At 66.7% G+C, this 21,180-nt stretch carries 17 protein-coding genes; 9 read left to right on the top strand and 8 right to left on the bottom strand.

Annotated elements, in window-relative coordinates; genetic code table 11:
* Nucleotides 1-651, top strand: coding sequence for a ParB-like protein (locus OLX02_RS13035; RefSeq protein WP_264423479.1), 651 nt, complete (start codon nt 1-3; stop codon nt 649-651).
* 322 nt (nt 652-973) lie between these two features.
* On the opposite strand, the gene OLX02_RS13030 is transcribed toward OLX02_RS13035, so the two are convergent.
* Together OLX02_RS13030 and OLX02_RS13025 are read right to left on the bottom strand one after the other, a co-directional pair.
* Nucleotides 974-1,978: a bile acid:sodium symporter family protein gene (locus OLX02_RS13030; protein WP_264423478.1), complete on the bottom strand. Its 1,005-nt coding sequence runs from the start codon at nt 1,976-1,978 to the stop codon at nt 974-976.
* A 126-nt stretch (nt 1,979-2,104) separates the two neighbouring features.
* Nucleotides 2,105-4,420: a TonB-dependent receptor gene (locus tag OLX02_RS13025; protein WP_264423477.1), complete on the bottom strand. Its 2,316-nt coding sequence runs from the start codon at nt 4,418-4,420 to the stop codon at nt 2,105-2,107.
* Between the two features lie 377 nt (nt 4,421-4,797).
* Here OLX02_RS13025 and OLX02_RS13020 point away from each other — a divergent pair, with 377 nt between their 5' ends.
* Nucleotides 4,798-5,877 carry a TauD/TfdA family dioxygenase gene (locus OLX02_RS13020; protein WP_264423475.1) on the top strand — a complete coding sequence of 360 codons (1,080 nt, stop codon included), beginning with the start codon at nt 4,798-4,800 and terminating at the stop codon, nt 5,875-5,877.
* Between the two features lie 22 nt (nt 5,878-5,899).
* On the opposite strand, the gene OLX02_RS13015 is transcribed toward OLX02_RS13020, so the two are convergent.
* From OLX02_RS13015 to OLX02_RS13000, 4 genes are read right to left on the bottom strand one after another with little or no spacing between them, the layout of a single operon-like run.
* Nucleotides 5,900-7,111 carry an MFS transporter gene (locus OLX02_RS13015; protein ID WP_264423473.1) on the bottom strand — a complete coding sequence of 404 codons (1,212 nt, stop codon included), beginning with the start codon at nt 7,109-7,111 and terminating at the stop codon, nt 5,900-5,902.
* The gene (locus tag OLX02_RS13010) at nt 7,108-7,923 is read right to left on the bottom strand and encodes a TauD/TfdA dioxygenase family protein (protein ID WP_264423471.1); all 816 of its coding nucleotides are present in this window, start codon (nt 7,921-7,923) and stop codon (nt 7,108-7,110) included. The genes OLX02_RS13015 and OLX02_RS13010 overlap by 4 nt, the downstream gene beginning before the upstream one ends.
* Before the next feature lie 31 nt (nt 7,924-7,954).
* A complete protein-coding gene (locus OLX02_RS13005; protein WP_319641247.1) occupies nt 7,955-9,328 on the bottom strand; it encodes an amidohydrolase family protein in 1,374 nt (457 codons plus the stop codon).
* A 17-nt stretch (nt 9,329-9,345) separates the two neighbouring features.
* Nucleotides 9,346-10,155: a DODA-type extradiol aromatic ring-opening family dioxygenase gene (locus tag OLX02_RS13000; protein WP_264423469.1), complete on the bottom strand. Its 810-nt coding sequence runs from the start codon at nt 10,153-10,155 to the stop codon at nt 9,346-9,348.
* 256 nt (nt 10,156-10,411) lie between these two features.
* On the opposite strand from OLX02_RS13000, the gene OLX02_RS12995 reads away from it, so the two are divergent.
* The gene (locus OLX02_RS12995; protein WP_264423468.1) at nt 10,412-11,683 is read left to right on the top strand and encodes an MFS transporter; all 1,272 of its coding nucleotides are present in this window, start codon (nt 10,412-10,414) and stop codon (nt 11,681-11,683) included.
* A complete protein-coding gene (locus OLX02_RS12990) occupies nt 11,680-12,585 on the top strand; it encodes a ribokinase (RefSeq protein ID WP_264423467.1) in 906 nt (301 codons plus the stop codon). Before OLX02_RS12995 ends, OLX02_RS12990 begins: the two co-directional genes overlap by 4 nt.
* A 19-nt stretch (nt 12,586-12,604) precedes the next feature.
* On the opposite strand, the gene OLX02_RS12985 is transcribed toward OLX02_RS12990, so the two are convergent.
* The gene (locus tag OLX02_RS12985) at nt 12,605-13,696 is read right to left on the bottom strand and encodes an acetamidase/formamidase family protein (RefSeq protein WP_264423466.1); all 1,092 of its coding nucleotides are present in this window, start codon (nt 13,694-13,696) and stop codon (nt 12,605-12,607) included.
* Nucleotides 13,697-13,912: 216 nt separating this feature from the next.
* Here OLX02_RS12985 and OLX02_RS12980 point away from each other — a divergent pair, with 216 nt between their 5' ends.
* The 3 genes from OLX02_RS12980 to OLX02_RS12970 all read left to right on the top strand — a co-directional run bounded on the left by OLX02_RS12980 (nt 13,913) and on the right by OLX02_RS12970 (nt 18,233).
* Nucleotides 13,913-14,404, top strand: a complete 492-nt coding sequence (locus OLX02_RS12980; RefSeq protein WP_264423465.1) for a VOC family protein — start codon at nt 13,913-13,915, stop codon at nt 14,402-14,404.
* Between the two features lie 158 nt (nt 14,405-14,562).
* Entirely contained in the window at nt 14,563-15,762 is a 1,200-nt protein-coding gene (locus OLX02_RS12975; protein ID WP_413630239.1) for an aromatic ring-hydroxylating oxygenase subunit alpha, read from the top strand.
* Nucleotides 15,763-15,893: 131 nt separating this feature from the next.
* Complete coding sequence (locus tag OLX02_RS12970) at nt 15,894-18,233, top strand: acetamidase/formamidase family protein (RefSeq protein ID WP_264423462.1); 2,340 nt, start codon at nt 15,894-15,896, stop codon at nt 18,231-18,233.
* A 59-nt stretch (nt 18,234-18,292) separates the two neighbouring features.
* Here OLX02_RS12970 and OLX02_RS12965 read toward each other — a convergent pair whose 3' ends face one another.
* Nucleotides 18,293-19,159, bottom strand: a complete 867-nt coding sequence (locus OLX02_RS12965) for an oxidoreductase (protein ID WP_264423460.1) — start codon at nt 19,157-19,159, stop codon at nt 18,293-18,295.
* Between the two features lie 220 nt (nt 19,160-19,379).
* Between OLX02_RS12965 and OLX02_RS12960 the strand changes: the two genes are divergently transcribed.
* Together OLX02_RS12960 and OLX02_RS12955 are read left to right on the top strand one after the other, a co-directional pair.
* Nucleotides 19,380-20,510, top strand: coding sequence for an LLM class flavin-dependent oxidoreductase (locus OLX02_RS12960; RefSeq protein WP_264423458.1), 1,131 nt, complete (start codon nt 19,380-19,382; stop codon nt 20,508-20,510).
* Nucleotides 20,503-21,153 (top strand): cysteine hydrolase family protein, encoded by a 651-nt coding sequence (locus OLX02_RS12955; RefSeq protein WP_264423456.1) that lies wholly within the window; start codon nt 20,503-20,505, stop codon nt 21,151-21,153. Before OLX02_RS12960 ends, OLX02_RS12955 begins: the two co-directional genes overlap by 8 nt.
* Nucleotides 21,154-21,180 lie beyond the last annotated feature (27 nt).

Below are 21,180 nucleotides of genomic sequence, written 5' to 3'. Positions count from 1 at the left end.
ATGGCCATGACCAATCCGATCGAGCCCATTGTCCATCCCGTGTCGATCCGATCGCTGAAGCCGACACAAATGACCGTCGGGCTGCGCGAGGTCGAGCGCAAGCGCGCGGAATGGTGCGCGCGGCGAGATCGGGACGGCGGGGAATTTCTGGGCTCGCACGTCATCCCCGCGGTGATTGGGCCGAAGGGTGCATACTGGCTGATCGACCATCACCACCTGACGCGCGCACTGCACGAAGAGGGCATCGAGCACGTCCTGGTCTCGGTTGTTGCGCGGCTCGATCACCTCCCGAAGCGGCGCTTCTACAGCTTCATGGACTGTCGCAACTGGATGCACCCCTATGATGCGGAGGGCAGGCGCCGCGATTGGGAGGACCTGCCTCGTGACATCGGGAAGCTGGCCGACGACCCCTACCGCTCGCTGGCGGGCGAAGTGCGGCGCGCGGGCGGCTATGCCAAGACATCGACGCCCTACTCCGAGTTTTTGTGGGCGGATTTCCTGCGCGACCGGATCGGCCTGCATCAGGCGACGGACAAGTTCGCCAAGGCATTCCGCAAGGCGCTCGATCTTGCCCGATCACCGGCCGCATCGCACCTGCCCGGCTTCGCAGGACCGGAACATGGCGCCGCTGACAGTGCCATGCGCGATTGAAGCATTCCGACCAAGGCTGTTTGGAGGCGGGGCAATCAGCGCACTTCCAGTGACGGCGGAGGGTCTGGCTATGGCGACCCTTGCAAAGGCAGCGTCAAAGGATTGCACCTCTGGCAAACGGGGCAGGTGGCAGGGCAGGGTCCGGTCGTGGCCCGCCCCGGCAAACCAGCAGATCCGTTCCGGTATTTTCATTCCCCGCCCGAGGTGATCCGCCTGGTCGTCATGATGTACCTGCGCTTCCTGCTGAGCCTAGCCCGCCGCGATGAGGGAACCGGGCAACGAGGACCGGCGCCAAGTGGGCCCGGGCAGGATCGGATGAACGTCAACCGTCCGGTGTTCCCGATCGGTGGCTGGCGACCTTGCTATCCGTTTCCCCTGCGCGCCAACGCTGGGCGAGCATCGCGCAGATCATCAACTGGATCTGGTGGAAGAAGATCAGCGGCAGGATGACCGCGCCCACCTGCGCAGGTGGGAACAGCACGCCTGCCATCGGCACGCCGGAGGCCAGGCTTTTCTTGGAGCCGCAGAACTGGAGCACGATGCGGTCCGCGCGCGAAAGCCCGAGCCAGCGGCCGAGCGCATGGCTGAGGCCGAGCACGGCGGCGAGGATGCCGCCCGACAGTGCGGCGATCAGCAGCAGGTCGGCCGGGGCAAGCCGCTGCCACAGCCCGCCGACCACCGCCGCGCCGAACGCGGTGTACACCACCAGCAGGATCGAGCCGCGATCGACCACGCCGAGCAGCTTCTTCTGGCGGACCACCCAGGCGCCGATCCACGGCCGGAGCAGGTGCCCTGCCAGGAACGGCAGCAATAGCTGCACCATGATCGTTTCGACCGCATCCAGCGAGAATCCCCCGGTCGCGCCCGTCATCAGCAGGGCGACCAGCAGCGGGGTGAGGACGATGCCTGCAAGGTTGGAGAAGGAGGCGCTGCACACGGCGGCGGCGACATTGCCGCCGGCCAGCGCGGTGAACGCGATCGAGGACTGGACCGTCGAGGGCAGGAGCGTCAGGAACAGCATCCCGGTAGCAATCGGGGGGGCGAGGCCGGGAAGTGCGTGGACGGCAAGCCCGAGGAGGGGAAAGACGACGAAGGTCATCGCGCCCACCGCGAGATGAAGTCGCCAGTTGCGCGCGCCTTCGAGGATCGCCTCACGGCCGAGCCGCGCGCCGTGCAGGAAGAATAGCGTGATGATCCCCCCGTCAGCCACCGCTTCGGCCACGCTGCGGAACGTGCCGCGCGGGGGCAAGATGCTGGCCATCAGGACCGTGCCGAGCAGCAACAGCACGGTGCGGTCCACGGTGATCCGGGCGAGGAGGCGCTTCATGGGCAGGGGGTCCGTCAGTCAGGCAAGGAACGGCGCCGGCAACGGACGGGCGAACCCGCCCCTGCCGGCGCACATGGAGATCGAGGCGACCCGTCGATTGGGGACGGGCCGGCGCCGCAGGAAGCGTCAGAACCGGAAGGCGATGGTGCCGAAGACCTGGCGTGGGGGGACGTATTCCACGCTGGTCGTGCCCGAGCCGTAGGGGTCGGCGAACTTGTTGCTGATACCGGCCTTGTCGGTGATATTGGTGGCCGTGACCGAGAACGTGAACGGCGAGCTGTCCGGCTGGTATTGCAGGAACAGGTTGCCGATGGTGTAGGACGGCACGGTATCGAACACGGGCACGTTGAAGATGCGCGAGTTGAACTTGCCGCGATAGATCACTTCGCCGCGCAGGGTCAGTTCACCCGGCCCGACCGGCGCGGTGTAGGTCGCGGCGAAGCTGCCCTGTACGCCCGGCAGCTTGGGGATCTTCTTGCCGTTGGTGTTGGCCGAGGCGGAAATCACCGCGTTGATGACGCGCGGATCGAAGTAATAGGCCGACGGATAGCCGAGCTGCGCGAACGTGGTGGCGCGGATGTCCTGAGCGGTCTGCTTGTCGATGGTATAGTAGTCGCCCTTGAACTTGCCCTGTGCGAGCGCAAGGTTGCCGTCGAAGCGCAGGGACTTGACCGGCGCCCAGGTGGTTTCGAATTCCACGCCATAAGTTTCGGCCTTGGGAATGTTGGCTGTGCCGCCCGCGAAGGGCACCGGGTCTTCAGCGGTGAACTGGAAGTTCTTGTACCAGTAGTAATAGGCCGAGACGTTCAGGCGCAGCGTCTTGTCGAAGAATTCGTTCTTCGATCCGATTTCCGCTGCCCAGACGGTTTCCTTCTCGTAGCTGCTCTTCACGAAGATTGAATCTCCGCTGAAAGTCACGCCGCTGGGCTTGTAGCCCTTGGAGCCGGTGACATAGACCATGTTCTGCGGAGTAACCTGGTACTGCAGGCTGAGCTTGCCGGTGACGGCGTCGCTTTTCGATTCATGCGGAGTCAGCGTGGTGAAGTATTGCACCGGCTGCGCGGTGATCTTGTCCCAGTTGTGGCGCGCGCCAGCGATCAGGTCGAGCTTGTCGGTCGCGTGGATGATGACCTGCCCGTAGGCCGCCAGCGTGGTGTGCTGGTAGGGGCTGTTGGTCTGGAAGGTCACGCGCTCGCCGTTAGACGGATCGACCGCAAAGCCGGTGGGCGCATATTCGAGGATGTCCTGCAGCGCGTTCTGGCGCAGGAAGAAGAAGCCCGTCGTCCATTCGACCGAGGTGTTGGGTGTGGACGACAGCGAAAGCTCCTGCGTCCACGTGCTCGAATGGTCGCGCCACCGCACGAGGTTGTCGTAGTAGCTGGCATAGGCGTAACGGTCGTTGTCGCCGGTCTGGTTCTTGTCGAGATACTGGTAGGCCGTGACCGACTTGAGCACGGCGACGTCGCCCAGCGTCTTGGCCATCGACAGGTAGGCCATGCGGGTCTTGGTCTTGTAGGTGCTGGCGAAATCCTGGAACACGGCGCGGGGATTGGACAGTGGATCGGGCACGTACGTGGTGCTGCCGCCGGCCGGATCGGTGCTGCACAGCAGGCACTTCTGCAGTGCGCCGTTGTGATCGGCGTCGAAGGTCTGGCCCGACAGCGTCAGCGTGAAATCGTCCGAAGGCTGCCACAGCAGCGAGACGTGGGCACCGAGGTTGTTCGCATCATCGAGCGGGTACTTGTCGTAGCCGGGCACTTCGGTGGCATAGCCATAGCCGTCGTGGCGCAGGTACTGGACGGTCGCACGCAAGGCCAGCGTATCGCCGACCGGCAGATTGAGTGTGCCGTAGCCGCGTACGTAGTTGTAGTTGCCATAGGAGACGTTCGCCTCACCGCTCAGCTCGCCCAGCCTGGGCTTGCGGGTGATGACGTTGACCGCGCCGCCGGTGGAGGTCTGGCCGAACACCGTGCCCTGCGGCCCGCGCAGCACTTCGACGTGGTCGACGTCGAGCAGGTCCTGGTTCAGCGCGACGACGTGGGCGATGTAGACCCCGTCGATGTGAAAGGCGACGCCGGGCTGCGAATTCGGGTTCTGCGCGGTTTCGTAGCCGATGCCACGGATCGAGATAACGCGTTCGTTGCCTTCGCTCTTGGTCACTGTCAGGCCGGGGACGAAGCCGTTGAGGTCTGCCAGTTCAGTGGCATTGCGCTGGCGCAGCGCCTCGTCCGAGACGGCGCTGATCGCGATGGGCGCGACCTGGAGGTTCACTTCGTGCTTTTCACCGACAACGGTGATGCTGCCGATGCCGGCGTCGTCCGCCGTGGCCGGGATGGCGCTGGCGGACTGGTCCTCGGCGGAAGCTTCCGCAGCCCGCGCGCCATTGGCAACGAGGGCGAGAAGGGAAGCAGTGGCGGTTAACAGGATGGAAGACGTGCGCATGGGTTCCCCCCTCATTGCTGGCTTTATCCATCCCTTCAGGCAGCGTTTGCTGATTGCTCTCCCCGTGCCGCGCCTCTTGCCGGGCGGGCCTCGTCTTGCTCTGTGAATGTCGGCGCGGGAGGTCCGCCGGTCTTGCGCCATCACGCACGAATAGTTGATGGCCCGGCGCCCCGCGATACGCCGCCATGCGTACTCTCGGCCGCGTCAAACGGGTCCATCACGCTTCCTGCCGGCTGCAAGCGCCCGCGCTGGTGCTTCGCCCGGCGGCTGCCGTGCCGCGTGGCCACAAAGTTTCTGCGCAGCGCGACAAGAACGGGCGGGCGCGGTGTGTCAAAGCCGGGGAGTCCCGCCATTCCATCAGCGTGAAGGAAGCAACCTTGTCCGTGATCACGACCGCCGCCCTCGTCCAGACCCGTGCCGCCTGGCGCGGCGACGAACTCGCTTCGGGGCAGGACTGGATCTATCAGTTGAACGCCGAACAGCTGGCCGAGCTGGAAGCGCTGGGCGCAAGCTTCATGGCCGCCGATCCCGACCTGCGGACAGTGCAGGCGGCAGATTATCCGCTGGTCGCCTGCGCCGAGGCCTGCGAGGCGTGGCGGCAGGAGGTCGATTACGGCCGCGGATTTGTGCTGGTGCGGGGGCTGCGCGCGGAGCTCTATTCCGACGCGCTGTCGAGCGCGATCTACTACATCCTTGGCCTGCACATGGGCGATCCGATCCGCCAGAACGAGATGGGCGACCTGATCGACCATATCTATGCCACTTCGGACAAGACGATGGACGATCCCACCGCGCTGTCCTCGAAAGTGCGCGACAAGCTGGTCTATCATTCGGACAGTTCGGACATCGTTTCGCTGATGTGCCTGCGCGGGGCGAGAGAAGGCGGCGCCTCCTGCCTCGTTTCCGGAGCGGAGATCTACAACGAGATTCTGCGGCGGCGGCCGGACCTGGCCCCGCTGCTGTTCGAGCCGTTCCATTGGGACTGGCGGCGGCAGGACCACGAGGCGCCGGCCGACACCTATACCTCGCCGATCGTCAGCATCGAGGAGGGCGTGTTCAGCATGTATGCCGGCTCGCTCTATATCCTGACCGCGCAGGAATACGAAGGCGTACCGAAGCTGACCGATGACCAGATCGAGGTGCTGCGCCTTTTCGACGAGATCACATATGAAGAGGGCATGGCGATCGAGATGGATTTCCGTCCCGGCGATATCCAGTGGCTGTCGAACTATGCCGCGCTCCACGCGCGCACAACGTTCCACGACTGGCCCGAACCGCAGCGCCGGCGGCACCTGCTGAGGTTGTGGCTTTCGAGCAAGGGGACGCGGCCGGTGGTGGCGGGCTTTGGCAAGAACGGTGTGGTCCAGCACCGCGCGGCGCCGCGAGGCGGCGCGGCCGAACATCCCGATGCCTGCTTCCACGTTCGCGGGGCAGCGGTTCCGCGGCTGATCTCCTGATGAAGGAGCGCGGCCCGGGCGTTCAGGCGTCCGGGCCGGACAATATCGGATGCGGGGCCGGGATGAGCATCGCGCCCAGCGCGGCGGGTAACAGCAGCGCGGCAAGGCCGAGAAGCGCTGGGGCATAGCTGCCGGCGGCGTCGGCGGTCAGCCCGGCGAGCCACGGACCGGCGGAGGCAGCGCCCGCCAGCGTCCAGATCAACGCAAGGCCGGCGGTGCCCGCGCGCTGGCCGAAATGATCGACCAGCAGGACCGTGACCGCCAGCGTGACGAGGCAAGAGCCAAGTCCGAAGGCAGGGACGAACAGGGCATTGACCGTCAGCGGGCCGCCGCTCGCCAGTGCGGCGATCCCGGCGGCCTCGGCCAGAAGCGCAGCAGGCAGCATCGTGCGCGCCGGCACGCGGCGCAGGACGAAGCCGGACAGGCCGGTGCCCAGCGCGCCGACGAGGCCCTGCAACCCGAGTGCCGCCGCAACCTGTGATCCGTTCCAGCCGTGCCCGCCGAGATGCGCGGGGGCAGCGCTGAACACGGTGAGGATCGCCGCCTGGGTCAGCACCATTGCGCCGGCCATCACGGCATAGGCGAACGAGGCGAGCGGGGCCATCAGCGGGCGCGCGCCATCCATGCCGCGCGCGGACGGGCGGGGCGGATCGCGAAGCAGCCCTGCGAGCAGCCCTGCGAGCAGGAGCGCGCACAGCGCCATCGTGCGCCAGTAGCCGGGCCAGCCGATGCCGGCGATAAGCGACTGCGCGGCGATCGGGCCTGCGGCGGTTCCGGCCGCCCCGGCCATGAGATACAGCCCGAACCAGCGGCCTGCCCGGTCTCCGGACCAGCCCGTGATCATCGCGAAGGCGGGCGTATTGGCCAGCAGCGAGAACCCCGCGCCCGACAGTGCGGTTCCGAGCGTGAGCAGGGGAAGCGTGGACGCCTCCGAAGCGACGAGGAAGCCGCAGGCCATCACCAGCGCGCCGCCGGTCATTGTCCAGCGCCCGCCGATGCGCGCGATCAGCCAGACGGGCAGGGTGGCGGCCAGGCAGGCCGCGACGATCATCGCGGTGAAGCCGCCCCCCGCCGCCGCCGCGCTCCAGCCCATGTCCCGTGCCATGGCGTGCAGCGCCACGCCCAGCGCCGCGAAGACCACGCCCTGCCCGAACAGCAGCGCGATGGAGCAGCCGGCGAAGACCATGACCTCGCGCGGGGGCCCGGCGGCGGCCAACGCGGCGGATGCCCTCACGCCGGCTTTTCGCCGAGGATCTGGACGCGGAAACCCGAACGGACTTGCGGGAAATAGTCCCAGATCGCCGAATGCTGGGCGCAGCGGTTGTCCCAGAAGGCGATGGAATGGGGTTGCCAGCGGAAACGGCACTGGAACTGCGGGTGCTGCACGTGCTCGAACAGGAACGACAGGATCGCGCGGCTTTCGATGGCGGGCACGCCTTCGATGTGGGTGGTAAAGCCGCGATTGACGTAGATGCACTTGCGCCCGGTGACGGGGTGGGTGCGGATCACCGGGTGGCTGTGGCGCGGCAGCTTCATCCCTTCGGGCGTGATGCCGCCGAAGCCGACCGCTGAATCGTGCATCGCCGTCAGCCCGCCGAGATAGGCTTTCATCCCGTCCGACAGCGCATCGTAGGCGGCGTACATGTTGGAGAACACGGTATCGCCGCCGACCAGGGGGATGGTGTGCATATAGAGGATCGAGCCCATCGGCGGGTGCTCGTCGCAGCTCATATCCGAATGCCAGTCTTCGCCCGCGACGAAGGTGCTGTCGGCATCGGCATGGATGATCGTGACTTCCGGGTGGCCGGGCACCTGCCAGGGCTTGGTGCTGGGCGCGATGTGGACACCGCCGAAGTGACCCGCGAGGCTGATGTGGTCCTGATGCCCGATCTTCTGGTCGCGGAAGAACAGGACCAGCCGATCCGCCATGGCCGCGCGCAGTTCCTCCACCTGCTGCGGCGGCAGCGGCGCGGTCAGGTCGATCCCTGACACTTCGCCGCCGATCGCCGGGGTGACCTCTGTAACGGTGATGGTTTCGTACGGCATCGCAGGTTCCTTGGAAGGGATCGGTTGTGAATCAGCTCACCGGCCAAGCAGAGAGCCGGGGCAGGCCGGAGCGGGCGACCACGGCTTCTGCGGAGACCTGCGCCTCGGCCAGAAGGCGGTCCTCCTCGATGGTGGTGCAGCGGTAGTCATCGACCACACGGCGGCCATCGACCCACACGCTGTGAACGCCGCGCCCATCGGCCGACCAGACGAGCTGGGCGGCGGGATGGTGCAGCGGGCGCCATTCGGGCCGGTCGGTATCGTGGAGCACGATGTCGGCCTTCTTGCCCGGCTCGATGCTGCCGATGCTGTCCAGAAGGCCCATTGCGCGCGCGGCGTTGACGGTGAGCATTTCGAGCGCTGCTTCGGCGGGAAACAGCGCGGTATCGCGCCGGGCGTCCTTGAACAGGCCGGCGATAGTGGTGGCCGCGCGCATCAGGTCGTGCGTATCGGCGCCGTCGGTGCCCAGCAGCAGGTTGACGCCGGCATCGGCCATTTCCGGAAACAGGCCGCGCGGCCCGGCGCCGTAGCCGCCCTTGAGCGCGGCGGCGGGGCAATGGACAACGTTGGTGCCGCTCTGCGCGAGCAGGGCAACTTCGGCATCGTCGACATGGACCATGTGGACCAGCGACAGGTGCGGGCCGAGTACGCCGAGATCGGCGAGCCATTCGACCGGGCGCTTGCCGGTGCTGGCCAGATACCAGTCGGGATCGTCCTGCGCGGGCGCCATGTGCGCCGCTATGCCCACGCCCTTGTCGCGGGCGAGCGCGGAGGCCGCGCGCCAGAGCTCGCCGGTGTTGGTGTTGTGGCCCACCAGCAGCGGCCATGCCGCGATCAGGCGACCGTCGTCGGGATGCGCGGACAGATCGCGTTCCAGTGCGGCAATCGCGGCATCGGTGAGAGCGGACTGATCCTGATCGGGAGCGAAGGCGCGGTCCATCGTCCAGCGGCCGATGCGGCCGCGCATTCCGGTGTCGCTGATGGCTTCGGCCACTGCGTCGAAGGCGATCAGCGTGCCGGCTTCGAGGAACGTGGTCGTCCCGGTGCGCAGCATCGACAGCACGGCAAGACGGGCGGCGATGGCCTGCTCGCTGGGGGTGTGGCCCTGATAGAGCGGGATCACCCAGCGGTGCAGGCCTTCGTCGAACGGCAGGTGCTCGGGAATGAAGCCCTTGAGCAGCGTCTCGGTCAGGTGGACGTGACCGTTGATGAAGCCCGGCGTCGCGACGAAGCGGCGCCCGTCGATCCGCTCGCGTGCGGCGCATTGGGGCTCGATTTCGGACCGTTTGCCCACGGCGACAATGCGGTCGCCCGTCATGGCGATGGCGCCATCGGTGATGACGCGGCGCTGCGCGTCCATGGTCACCAGCGTCGCGCCGGCGATCAGGGTATCGACCTGCATCATGATCGGAAGCCGCGCCGTCAGCCGAAGCGGAAGGCCGAAATGTCGGCCATCATCACGTTGTCGGTGAAAGGGCGGCTGCCGGCATCATCGCCAGCCGCGCCGGCGGCTACCATCAGTGGGAGCAGGTGCTCCTCGCGCGGGTGGGATTCCCGCCCGGCGGGAGCTTTGGCCCAGTGCAGCAGCGCGGTCCAGCGGTCCTGCGGGTCGCTTTCGACCGCGCTGGTGAGCCACGCATCGAAGGTCGCGGAGGGCTGCGTGGCGGCGGGCGTGAAGAAGCCGCGCATGTTGTGATAGCTCATGCCCGAGCCGACGATCAGGACGCCTTCATCACGCAGTGTTCGCAGCGCTTTGCCCGCGCGCAGGTGCTCTTCAGGGGCGAGATCGCGCTTGAGCGAAAGCGGCACGACCGGGATGTCGGCAGCGGGCGTGATCAGCAGGAAGGGAATGAACACGCCGTGGTCGAACCCGCGCGAAGGATCGGTGCGCGCAGGCAGTCCCTCGGCGGTGAGCAGGTCGACGATCTGCTGCGCCAGCGCCGGCGCGCCCGGGGCGGGGAAGGCCAGTTCATAGGTGTGGGGCGGGAAGCCATAATAATCGAAGATCATCTCCGGTGCTGCCGCGGTGGACACCGCAAAAGCATCTTCCTCCCAGTGCCCGGAGATCACGACGATCCCGGTGGGGCGTTCGGGCAGGGTATCGATCAGGCCGCGCAGGAAAGCGGCAGTCTTGTCCCACGCGTCGGCCGGCCCGCCCATCTGCGCCCAGTCCATGAAGAAACAGGGGCCGCCACCGTGGGGAAGGAAGAAAGTCGGCATGGTCGCGGTCATTTCTGCGGGCACTCCATCTGGAAAAAGGCGCGGCGGATCGGCCGCACGTCCAACGGCTAGGCACTAGCCCGCCTGCCGTCTTGATCCGCCGCGCAAGCAAACTTGCACACCGCGAGCGCGCTTGCCATGCGCCGACTTGACCATGCGCGCCCTTGTTGTTGCGTTGCGGTAAAAGGGAGGAGCAAGCGCTTTTCAGCGGGGCCGGGCTGGGGTCTAGTCGCGGGATGACACGAACCCGCCTTCAGGAAACCAGCAGATGAGCAACGCTTCGCACACGCGCACCGCCGCGCAAGTCGCCGTGGCCGCGACCGTGGCCAACATGGTGTGCATGACCGCCGCGATCTCTGCCACGATCGGCGTCTTCCTGGTGCCCATCGCCGAGGATTTCCACTGGCCGCGCGCAGCCGTTTCGGGCGTGCTGGGGCTGATCTCCATCATCAGCGCGCTGACGTATCCGGTGATCGGCAAGGCGATGGACCGCTTCGGATCGCGCGGGCTGCTGCTCATAGGCAACCTTGGCCTTGCCGGCTCGATCGCGCTGCTCTCGCGCGCGAGCGGCACGATGCTGGACTTCTACCTGCGCTTCGCGCTGGTGGGGGTGTTCGGCACGCTCGCTAGCACCGGAATGTTGTGCAAGGTCGTGTCGAACTGGTTCGATGCGCGGCGCGGGCTGATGCTGGGCGTGACCGCTGGCGTGGGCAATGGCGTGGGCGCGACGATCATGCCGGTGCTCGCGGGGATATTCCTGGCCGTCTATGGCTGGCGCGAAAGTTACGTGCTGATCGGGATCGTGGTGGCTGTGCTGGGCGCGCCCGCGCTGCTGCTGTGGCTGCGCGATGCGCCCGCCGCGTCGGCCTTGCCGGATCTGGCGGCGGCGCAACTGGAAGGGATGAGCCTGCGCGAAGCGGCGGGTACCCGCGTGTTCTGGTTGATGCTTCTGGCCGTGGCGGCGGGCGCGGGCGGGATGACCGCGGTGTTCACCCATGTCGTGCCGATGCTGACCGACCACGGCGTTTCGCTGGGCGAGGCGACTGGTGTGCTCGCGGTGTTCGCGCTGGTTTGCGCCGCCTGGCAGGTGGTGACCGGTGCGCTGCTCGATGCGCTGCGCACGCCGCGCCTCGTCGTGCCGATGTATGCCAGCGCGATCGGCGGGCTGCTGCTGCTCCAGTTCGGACACGGCACCGGCCAGATCATGGCGGCGGGGGTGCTGCTGGGCATCGGCATGGGCGCGGAATATGGCGCGCTGTCCTACTTCGTCTCGCGCTACTTCGGGTTGAAGCACTACGGCACCATCGTCGGCACGTTCTATGCCGTGGTCGCGCTGACTCAGGGGACCACGCCTGCGCTGATGGACATGAGCTTCGACAGCACCGGGTCCTATGCCGCCGCGACGCTGGCGATTGTCGGCGCGCTGGGGCTGGGCATGGCGCTGCTCGCGCTGCTTCCGCATCCCGACGCGGTGGACCGGCGCGGCACGGCACAGAAGGAGGCCGGCATGGCCGATGCAGCGATGGCGTTTCCAGCATGACGGTGGTGGTGTTCGGCTCGATCAACCGCGATCTGGTGATGCGCGTGCCGCGCCTGCCGCTGGCGGGCGAGACGGTGGCCGCCCGGGGGCTTGACCTGCTGCCTGGCGGCAAGGGCGCGAACCAGGCGACCGCAAGCGCGCTGCACGGCGTGCCGACCATGCTGATCGGTGCGGTGGGCGATGACGAGCACGGCGCGGCGATGCGCGCGGCCATGGCTGCGGCGGGTGTCGATGCCAGCCTCGTCCAAAATGTCGCAGGCCCGACCGGCGTCGCCAACGTGTTCGTCTCGGACGAGGGCGAGAACCAGATCGTGATCGTGGCCGGCGCCAACGCGCACGTCGCCGCGCCGGAGGCGTTCCCGGCCTGTGCGGGCCGCGCGGTCGCGGTGGCGCAGGCGGAAGTACCAGCGGCGCAGGTCGCCCGGTTCTTCGCGGCGGCGCGGGCCGCAGGGGCGCTCACCCTGTTCAACCCGGCGCCCGCCAGCGCGGAAGGCGCGGACCTGATCGCGCTGGCCGACGTGGTCGTGCTCAACGAGACCGAACTGGCGTTCTTTGTTGGCAGCGCGGTGCCGGACGGCGATGCGGCGGTCGAGGCAGCGGCGCGGCAACTGGTCTCGCGCAGAGGGCAGTGGGTGGTGGTGACGCTGGGCGGCGCGGGCGTGCTGGCCTGCGGCCCCGACGAGACGCTGAGGCTTTCCGCCCCGCGCGTGCCCGTGGTCGATACGACCGGAGCGGGCGACACGTTCTGCGGCGTGCTGGCCGCGCGTTTGTCCGAAGGGGCGGGGATCGGCGAGGCGCTGCGAGTGGCCTGCGTGGCAGCGTCGCTGTCTGTGCAGCGCATGGGCGCGGCGGCCTCGATGCCGGTGCGCGCCGAAGTGGAGGCGGCGCTCGTCGTGTCCTGACGAGGCGCCGCCGCCGTTCTTACTTCAGGTCCTTGACCACGCCCTTCTGCGGGAACAGCCCGCGGTCGATGCGCGCGTGGACGCCCAGCGTGCCGTCGACCACCTGTGTCACGCCGAAATCGGCCGCCACGCTCATCAGCGAATAGGCGTCGTCGCGGCTCAACCCCTGATGTTCGTGGAGCAGGTGGAGCATGTCCAGCGAGGCGTTCTTCATCGCCATGTCGAGATCGTCGCCGAAGCCGTGGACGATCCAGTTGCGCGGCGTTTCCAGCAGCGGCGAGGGAAAGTCGAAGTCCTTGCGCAGGATGATCTGGAACAGGCAGTTGAGCGAGGATTCGATGGCGGTGCCCGAAATCTCGCCGTCGCCCTGGCTGACGTGCGGATCGCCGATCGAGAACAGCCCGCCCTTGACCTGGCACTTGTAGTACATCGTCGCACCCGCGCCGATGCGCCAGTTGTCGATGTTGCCACCGTGCAGGCCGGGGGGAATTGTGCTGACCGGCGCATCGACTGCCGGGGCCACGCCCGCCGTGCCGAGATGCGGTCGCGCCGGGATGGTGATGCCCGGCAGCGCGGGCTGGCGGTCGCACACCGGGCAGTTGGTGATCGTGCCGGGGACGAGATACTTGCCCGGGAAATCATAGGCATAGAGCGCGTGCGCGGTGTTGGCGTTGGGGTCCAGCTCGTAGATCGTGACGCGCTCCTTCTCGCCGAACTCCTCGTAGAGGTGGCCCCAGTTCGCAGCGAGGTTCGAGCCGTAGTTGTTGCGCGGGGTCATCTGGAGATAGCGCACTTCCAGCATATCGCCCGGCTCTGCGCCTTCGATCCAGATCGGCCCGGTCATGATGTGCACGCCGGGCGAGCGGGTGGACGGATCGATCTCCCGGAAGATGCGCTCGATGCCTTCGTCGAACATCAGTTCTGGGGCGTCGCCCGCGTGGTGGGTGATGGCCTCCGCATGGACCAGGTCGCCCGACTTGATCGTCAGCGCCGGCTTGATCTCGGGCGAGAAGTAGCCCCAGTGCACGGTCTCGGGCGTTGCTTTCAGATAGTGCAGCGCTCCGGGCGCCGTCTCCGCCCGCGGTTGACCGTGTTTGCAGACCAAGCTCATGCCATTGCCTCATTGCTGATGAATGCGAGATGGCTTCCTTGTCGGGCGAGGGGGCCGGGCGGTCTTGTTCGGGCGCGCCCTTTGAGTTTGCAGGTGCGAAAGGCGCAAGGGACAGTCGGTGCGCCGGGATCAAGTTTCCGGACGCCTCGCACCAAGCGCACGGCACGGCGCACGCGCACAAGGCAGGGCAACCGCAACCAACGGAGCGATTGCCCAATGACCAGTCCCAACACCCTGATCTTCGTCGACATGCCGAGCGACGACCCGGCCGCGGCCGGGCGCTTCTATGCCGAAGTGTTCGGCTGGCAGAATGATGCGCGGCCCGAAGGCGTCTATCACCGCATGGTACCCGGTGGGCAGTTCGCCAATCCCGATGGCACGCCCAGCGAGATCGGCAACCTGCATCTTGGCATCTTCGATGCGGCCAATGCCCGCCCTCATCCGGAACCGGCCGGCGTTGAACCACGCACCATCGCTGCGGACGGGCGCAAACCGCGGATCTGGATTCTGATCGGTGATGACGACAGCGCCGATCGCATCCTGGCCGCCGCGGCGGAGCGCGGCGCGACCGTGCTGTGGCGCGATCACTATTGGCAGACGTTCAACGGCTACAACCACGCCTTTCGCGATCCGTGGGGCACCGAGATCCTGCTGTGGGGCAAGGCCGGCGCCGATCCGCGGGTGCCCGCCAGCTTCACGCGCGAGTGATCGCAAAAAGGCCTTCGCGCCTGTGTGAGCGCAACAAGGAACGTGACGGAGGCGCGGCTTCGTTCAAGAAACCGTGCCTCCAGACACAAGACCGGCCTTCGCCTGCCGCCGTAGGAGAGGGCGATCCCGAAGGAACCGAATTGCCAGGAGACATGACCGTGCGCGCCCTTCCCGACAGCTTCATCCGCTCGCTCGAAAGCTCGGCCCTCGATCTCGCCGATGCGGAGACGCTTCCGCCGGAGTGCTACACTGACCCGGACTTCCACGAGTTCGAGAAGGAGGCGCTCTACAACCACGAGTGGTTGTGCGTGGGCCGGGCGGACTGGGTGGCCAGCGTGGGTGATTACTTCACCACGCAGATCATCGGCGAGCCGATCATCGTCACGCGGACGCAGGAAGGAGAAATCCGGGCGATGTCCGCCGTGTGCCAGCACCGCGCGATGCTGGTGGCCGAAGGGCAGGGCAACGCACGCGGCTTCCTTTGTCCCTACCATCACTGGAGCTATGCGCTCGACGGGCGTCTGATCGCCGCGCCTGCGATGAACAAGACCTGCAACTTCGACCGGGCGCAGTTCGGCCTGCCGAACTTCAAGGTTGAGCTGTGGAACGGCTTCATCTTCATCAATTTCGATGCCGATGCGGCTCCGCTGGCGCCGCGGCTGACGGCCGTGACCGAGGCTATCGCGGGCTATGATCTGGCGAGCGCGGAAGGCCCGCGGCCGGAACCGGCGCCGACCTTGCCGTGGAACTGGAAGGTCATGTTCGAGAACAACAACGATGGCTACCACGCCAGCCGCCTGCATCACGGACCGCTGCACGATTTCGTGCCTTCGAGCCTGGCCGTGTTCCCCGATGCCGATCCGGCGGACGGGGGGTTCCTGCGCTTCAACGGCACGCTCCACGCCGATGCCAGCTTCAACGCGACGCAGCGCGCGGTGCTGCCGGTGTTCCCCGGCCTTTCGGAGGAAGGGCGGATGCGGATGACCTTCGCCAATATCCCGCCCACGCTCAGCCTGGTGATGATGAGCGACATGGTGATCTATCTGATCCTGCGCCCCACCGGGCCGGAGACCCTGGAGATGGACACAGGCTTCCTGTTCGCGCCGGGCGCGATGGCCGATCCCGCCTTCGACCACAAGCTGGACATGAACATTCGCGCTTCGGGCCACATCATTGCGCAGGACCTGCATGTGGACGAGCTGGTGCAGGTGGGTCTTCGCTCGCGCTTCGCGCCACGAGGCCGCTATTCGTGGCAGGAAGGCGCGCAGGGCCAGTTCAACAAGTGGCTGGTGCACCGCTATCGTGCCGCGCACGAACGGCTGACTGGCGCCAAGGCCAGCGCGGTTCGGGCTGCCTGACAGCCGCTTTGCCGGAATTGTTACACTTGACCCTATTGCCACGCGGCGGGGTTTGAATATGCTGCGGTGCACAAGCTGCACCGCAGCATATGGTGTGGCAATCACGGGTCGACCAGAACGAGGCACGCCGCTTGCGCTTCACCACGAATGCCTATCCGCGCGAGCAGCGCCAGGATGCCTGGCGGTTTTCGCTCACCCGCGTCTCCCTCGAACTGCTGGCGACGCCCGACGACATCTATGGCGAGCTGGTCAGCTTCAGCAGCGGGCAGGGTATCCAGTTCGTCCGCGTGACGGGCAACGGCCAGCGGCTGGCGATCGATTTCAACCAGGAAGCACCGTGCTTCTGGATGGTGCTGCTCTTGGAAGGCCGGCTGACGGCGCGGCAGGCCGAACTGACCATCGAAATCGCCGAGGGCGACATTCTGTATGGTGGCGGCAGCAGTCGCACCGAGATCGAACTGGCGGGCGAGCATCGCTTCCTGCTGGTCAAGGTGCCCCACATGCTGCCCGCGCTGCGCTCGCGTTCGGCCCTGCCGTCGCGGATCAGCAACCTGATTGCGGATGAGGCGATCGGGCGGATGCTTTCGGCGCTGCTGCGATCGGTCGCCGATACCATTGTCGATGTGTCCGACGACCAGATCCGCCCGGTAGAGCTGGCGCTGCCCGAATTCATCGCTGCCACGCTGCTCGACAAGGCTCCGGTGAAGGAGCTTGGCGGGGCGGCCGGCGCGCGCGCCGCCATCCTCGAACGCGTGTTCCAGTCGATCGAGATGCGGCTTTCCGACCCCAATCTGTCAATCCACCAGATTGCGGCGGAACACCGGATTTCGTCCCGCTATCTCCAGAAGCTGTTCGAAAGCGCAGGCGAGAGCTTCAGTCAGTTCGTCAAGTTCCGCCGGCTGGAGCGCTGCCGGCTCGATCTTGGCAGCCCGCTGCACGCGCAGCGTTCGATTTCGGAAATCCTGTTCCAATGGGGCTTCAACGATTCCGCGTCGTTCAGTCGCGCCTTCCGCGAACGCTATGCGATGAGCCCGCGCGAATATCGCAAGATTGGTGCGCTGCCTGAGGAAACGCTCGACATGCCGCAGCGCGGCCGGCCGAGCGCGGGCAAGGACAGCCGGGGGGACAGTTCGGCGGACGGCGCCGCGGACGGACGCGAGGAAGCGGCTACCGTCCCGCACCCCAGCGACGGACTGGTCGATGACGTCCAGGTGGATGCAGCGCCCGGCGTGCGGCACCACGTGCTGCCGGTTCGGCCAGACACGATCCACTGGGGCTATTTCAGCAAGAACCTGAAGCCCGCGCTGGAGATCTGCTCGGGCGATTACGTGACGATCGAGACGCTGACCCACCACGCCAACGATGATGCCGAGCGCATGATCGAGGGCGATCCGGCGGCGGAGGCGATCTATCGCTGGACGGCGGAGGGCAAGGTGGTGGACCGGCGCGGGGCCGGGCCGCTCGATGCCTCGGTGGTGGGGCGCGGGCCAGGCGAAGGCTTTGGCGTGCACATCTGCACCGGGCCGATCCACGTCGCCGGCGCGCAGCCGGGTGACGTGATCCAGGTGCGCATCCTCGATATCGCCAACCGGCCCAGTCGCAACCCGCGCTATGCCGGACGCTCGTTCGGCAGCAATGTCTCGGCCTATTGGGGCTTTCACTATTCCGACCTGCTGACAGAGCCGAAGCAGCGCGAGGTGGTGACGATCTACGAAGTCGAAGGCGGACCCGGCCAGTCGGTGGCCCACGCGGTCTACAACTATCGCTGGACCCCGCAGAAGGACCCGTCGGGCGTGATCCACCCGATGTACGATTACCCGGGCGTGCCGGTCGATCCGGAGACGATCGAGAAGAACTTCAACGTGCTGCGCGATATTGAGATACCGGTGCGTCCGCACTTCGGCGTGGTTGCGCTGGCCCCGGCGCATTCGGATCTGGTCGATTCCGTGCCGCCGGCCAATTTCGGCGGTAATATCGACAACTGGCGGCTGGGGGCGGGTGCCAGCGTCTACCTGCCGGTGGCGGTGCCTGGCGGCCTGCTGTCGCTGGGCGACCCCCACGCCAGTCAGGGCGATTCCGAGCTGTGCGGCACGGCTATCGAATGTTCGATGACGGCGGTGATCCAGGTGATCCTGCATCCGGCGAAGGGCTCGCAGCCACATATCCGCGAACTGGACTATCCGATGATCGAGACGGCGACCGAATGGGTCATCCTCGGCTTCAGCAATCCCGATTACCTGCGGGAATTGGGGGCGAAGGCGCAAAGCGAGGTCTACAAGCGATCCTCGATCGACAGTGCGATGCGCGATTGCTTCAGGAAAGCGCGGCGTTTCCTGATGACCGTGCGCAACCTGAGCGAGGACGAGGCGATCTCGCTGCTGTCGGTGGGTGTCGATTTCGGCATCAGCCAGGTCGCCAACGGCAACTGGGGCGTGCATGCGGTGATCCGCAAGGCCATGTTCTCGAACTGAACCCCGGCATCCCCAAAAAAGACGGGCGGAAGCAAGCTCCCGCCCGCAAGCGTGGATTCTCAGCCGTGGACGATGACGGGAGCCGGGGCGGGGCCGGGCGCTTCTGCCGCTATCGAAAGAGTCAGGTCCTTCCAGAGTGCGATCTCGCCGCCGAGCATGGCGAATTCGTGCTCTGCATATTTCAGCGCATCCTCGCCGAGCAAGAGCAGCAGCGGGGGGGCGGGCGCATCGACCGCGGCCAGGATCGCCGCTGCGGCAAGGGCGGGGTCGCCCGGCTCCTCGCCGTGGTGGCCTTGCAGCGTCGTACGGGCAAGGTGCGCGGTGCCGGCATAGTTCTCAATGGTCGGTTCCGCGCCGGGAAGGCGGTCCGCGGAGAACGCGGTCCGGAGGCCGCCGGGCGCCACGTTGGTCACCTTGATGCCAAGGGGGCCGACTTCCTGGGCCAGCGTGCGGCCAAGGCATTCGAGCGCGAACTTGGTCGCGCCGTAGATCGCGGTGCCGTGCCACGCGGCAAGCCCGCTGACCGAGCCGATGTTGACGATGTGCCCCTGCCGGCGGCGGCGCAGCGAGGGCAAAGCTGCCTTGATCACCGCCATCGGCCCGAAGAAGTTGACGTCGAACAGTGCTCGCGCGTCCTTCAGGCTCGTTTCCTCGATCGCGCCGGTAAAGCCCCGGCCAGCGTTGTTGACGATGAAGTCCATCGGGCCGGCGAGGCTCTCTGCGGTGCGATAGACCACCTGCACCGCCGCCTCGTCCGTGACGTCGAGCTTCATGGCATGGGCGCGGCCCGGGGCGAGCGCGGTGAAGCGTTCCGCATCTGCCTGCGCGCGCACCGTGCCGACCACGCTATCGCCCCGATCGAGCGCGGCGCGCGCGAGCGCGAGGCCAAGCCCGGAACTTACCCCTGTTATGAACCAGTTGGCCATCTCTACTCCTTGATGGGCGATTCAAGCGCGCGGTCGGCTTTGCCCCGGTCATGACGCTACGGCGGACGGGGGCGCACGGTCTTGGCGCAGGGCGCATGGATTTGGGGCGAAAGCGCCCGGACGCGTCCTGCACAAACAGCTGTGCGCGTGGCGACAAGATCGCACGGGCCTTTGCGTCCTAGCGTGGTGTCGATCCCGCCTCATGCTTCACGGACAGGCCATGACCGACACGACACCGCAGTGCGCCACCTTCGGGCTTCCATCGGACACGGGAGGGCGCGACATCGGCATCTTCATGCCGATGGCCAACGGCGGCTGGATCATCTCGAAGAATTCGCCCCGGCTCGACGGGTCGTACGACTACAACCTGAAGGTGGCGCGTCTGGCCGACGAGATGGGGCTGGACTTCATCATGGCGATGGCCAAGTTCCGCGGCTACGGCGGCGAGATCGAGCAGTGGAAGGTTTCGCTCGACAGCCCGCTGATGATGGCGGGTCTCGCGCAGGCGACCAGCCGGGTGAAAGTGTGGGCGACCGTTCACACGCTGCTTCAGAACCCGGCAGTCACCGCCAAGATGATCGCCACACTGGACCAGATCAGCCACGGCCGCGCCGGGCTGAACGTGGTGACCGGCGCCTACAAGGGCGAGTTCGCGCAGATGGGCGCCTGGCCTGAAGGCGTGGACCACGATGAGCGCTATGTGCTGGCGACCGAGTGGATACAGGGGATCAAGGCGCTGTGGACCGAGGAATCGGTGACCCGTCACGGCAAGTATTTCCAACTGGACGATTGCCAGTCCTTCCCCAAGCCACAAACGCGCCCGTTCCTCGTCTGCGCCGGCACTTCGGGCGCGGGCGTGCGCTTTACCGCCGAGGAAATGGATGCGCTGTTCCTCGCGGGGAATAACCTCGACGAACTGATCGCCAACACGCGCAAGGCCAAGGACGGGGCACTGGCGCTGGGTCATGCGATCCGCGCCTATTCGATGATGATCCTGGTGATCGCGGATACCGATGCCGAGGCCGAGGCGATGGTGGAATCGTATCGCGAAGGGCTGGACGAGGGCGCGCTCCACGGAATGATGCGCGCCTACGGGTTCCTCGACAGCGAGATCGGCAAGGAGAACGACTTCACCCGCAAGGCGCGCTCCGCCCTGATGGCACCGCACGTCGCGGGATCGCCAGCGACCGTGCTGGAGAAGCTGTCCGAGATTTTCGAGAAGACCGCGCTCGACGGGCTGATGGTCATCTTCCCCGAATACCTCTCGATGCTGCCTGTGTTCGCGGCCGAGATCCTGCCGGTGCTGCGGGAGCGCTTTCCCGGTCGCGTGATGGAGGCGGCCAGTGCCTGAAGTGACCGATATCCTTCCCCACGTGGACGAGCCGGGGGCGATGATCGACCCCGCGCGCACGGCGCTGGTCGTGGTCGACATCCAGGTCGATTTTGCCTCGCCAGAGGGCGTTCTGGGCCGGAGCGGCATGGACATGGGCGGCTGCGAGGTAGCGGTCGACCGGATCGAGCGCCTGATCACGGCGGCGCGGCAGGCTGGCGCGACAGTGGCCTTCATGCGGGTGATGACCCGGCCCGAAAGTGATTCCCCCGCGCTCAAGACGTGGATGGAACGGCGCGGCACGCCGGGGCACGAGGCGATCTGCCGGATCGGCAGCGGCGGCGAGGACTATTACCGCGTGGTGCCGCAGCCCGGTGACATCGAGATTTCCAAGCTCGCCTATTCGAGCTTCCACGGCACCGACTTCGATATGCAGCTACGTGCGCGGGGCATCGACACGCTGGTGATGACGGGGATCAGCACCGATTGCTGCGTAGATTCGACCACGCGCGATGCGTTTCACCACAATTACCACACGTTCGTGGTGTCGGACGCCTGTGCCACGTTCGACGACGATCTGCACCTCAACACGCTGAAGGCGCTGTGGCTGCATTGTTCGCTGCTGACCACGACCGATGCGGTGGCAAACGCGTGGGCCGCGTGACAGACAGCGGCCCGCCCGGCCTGGTTC

Source organism: Novosphingobium sp. KCTC 2891 (assembly GCF_025938155.1).
Classification (GTDB): Bacteria; Pseudomonadota; Alphaproteobacteria; order Sphingomonadales; family Sphingomonadaceae; genus Novosphingobium.
Note: the sequence above shows the minus strand (reverse complement) of the source record. Positions and strands in the feature narration are given on the sequence as shown.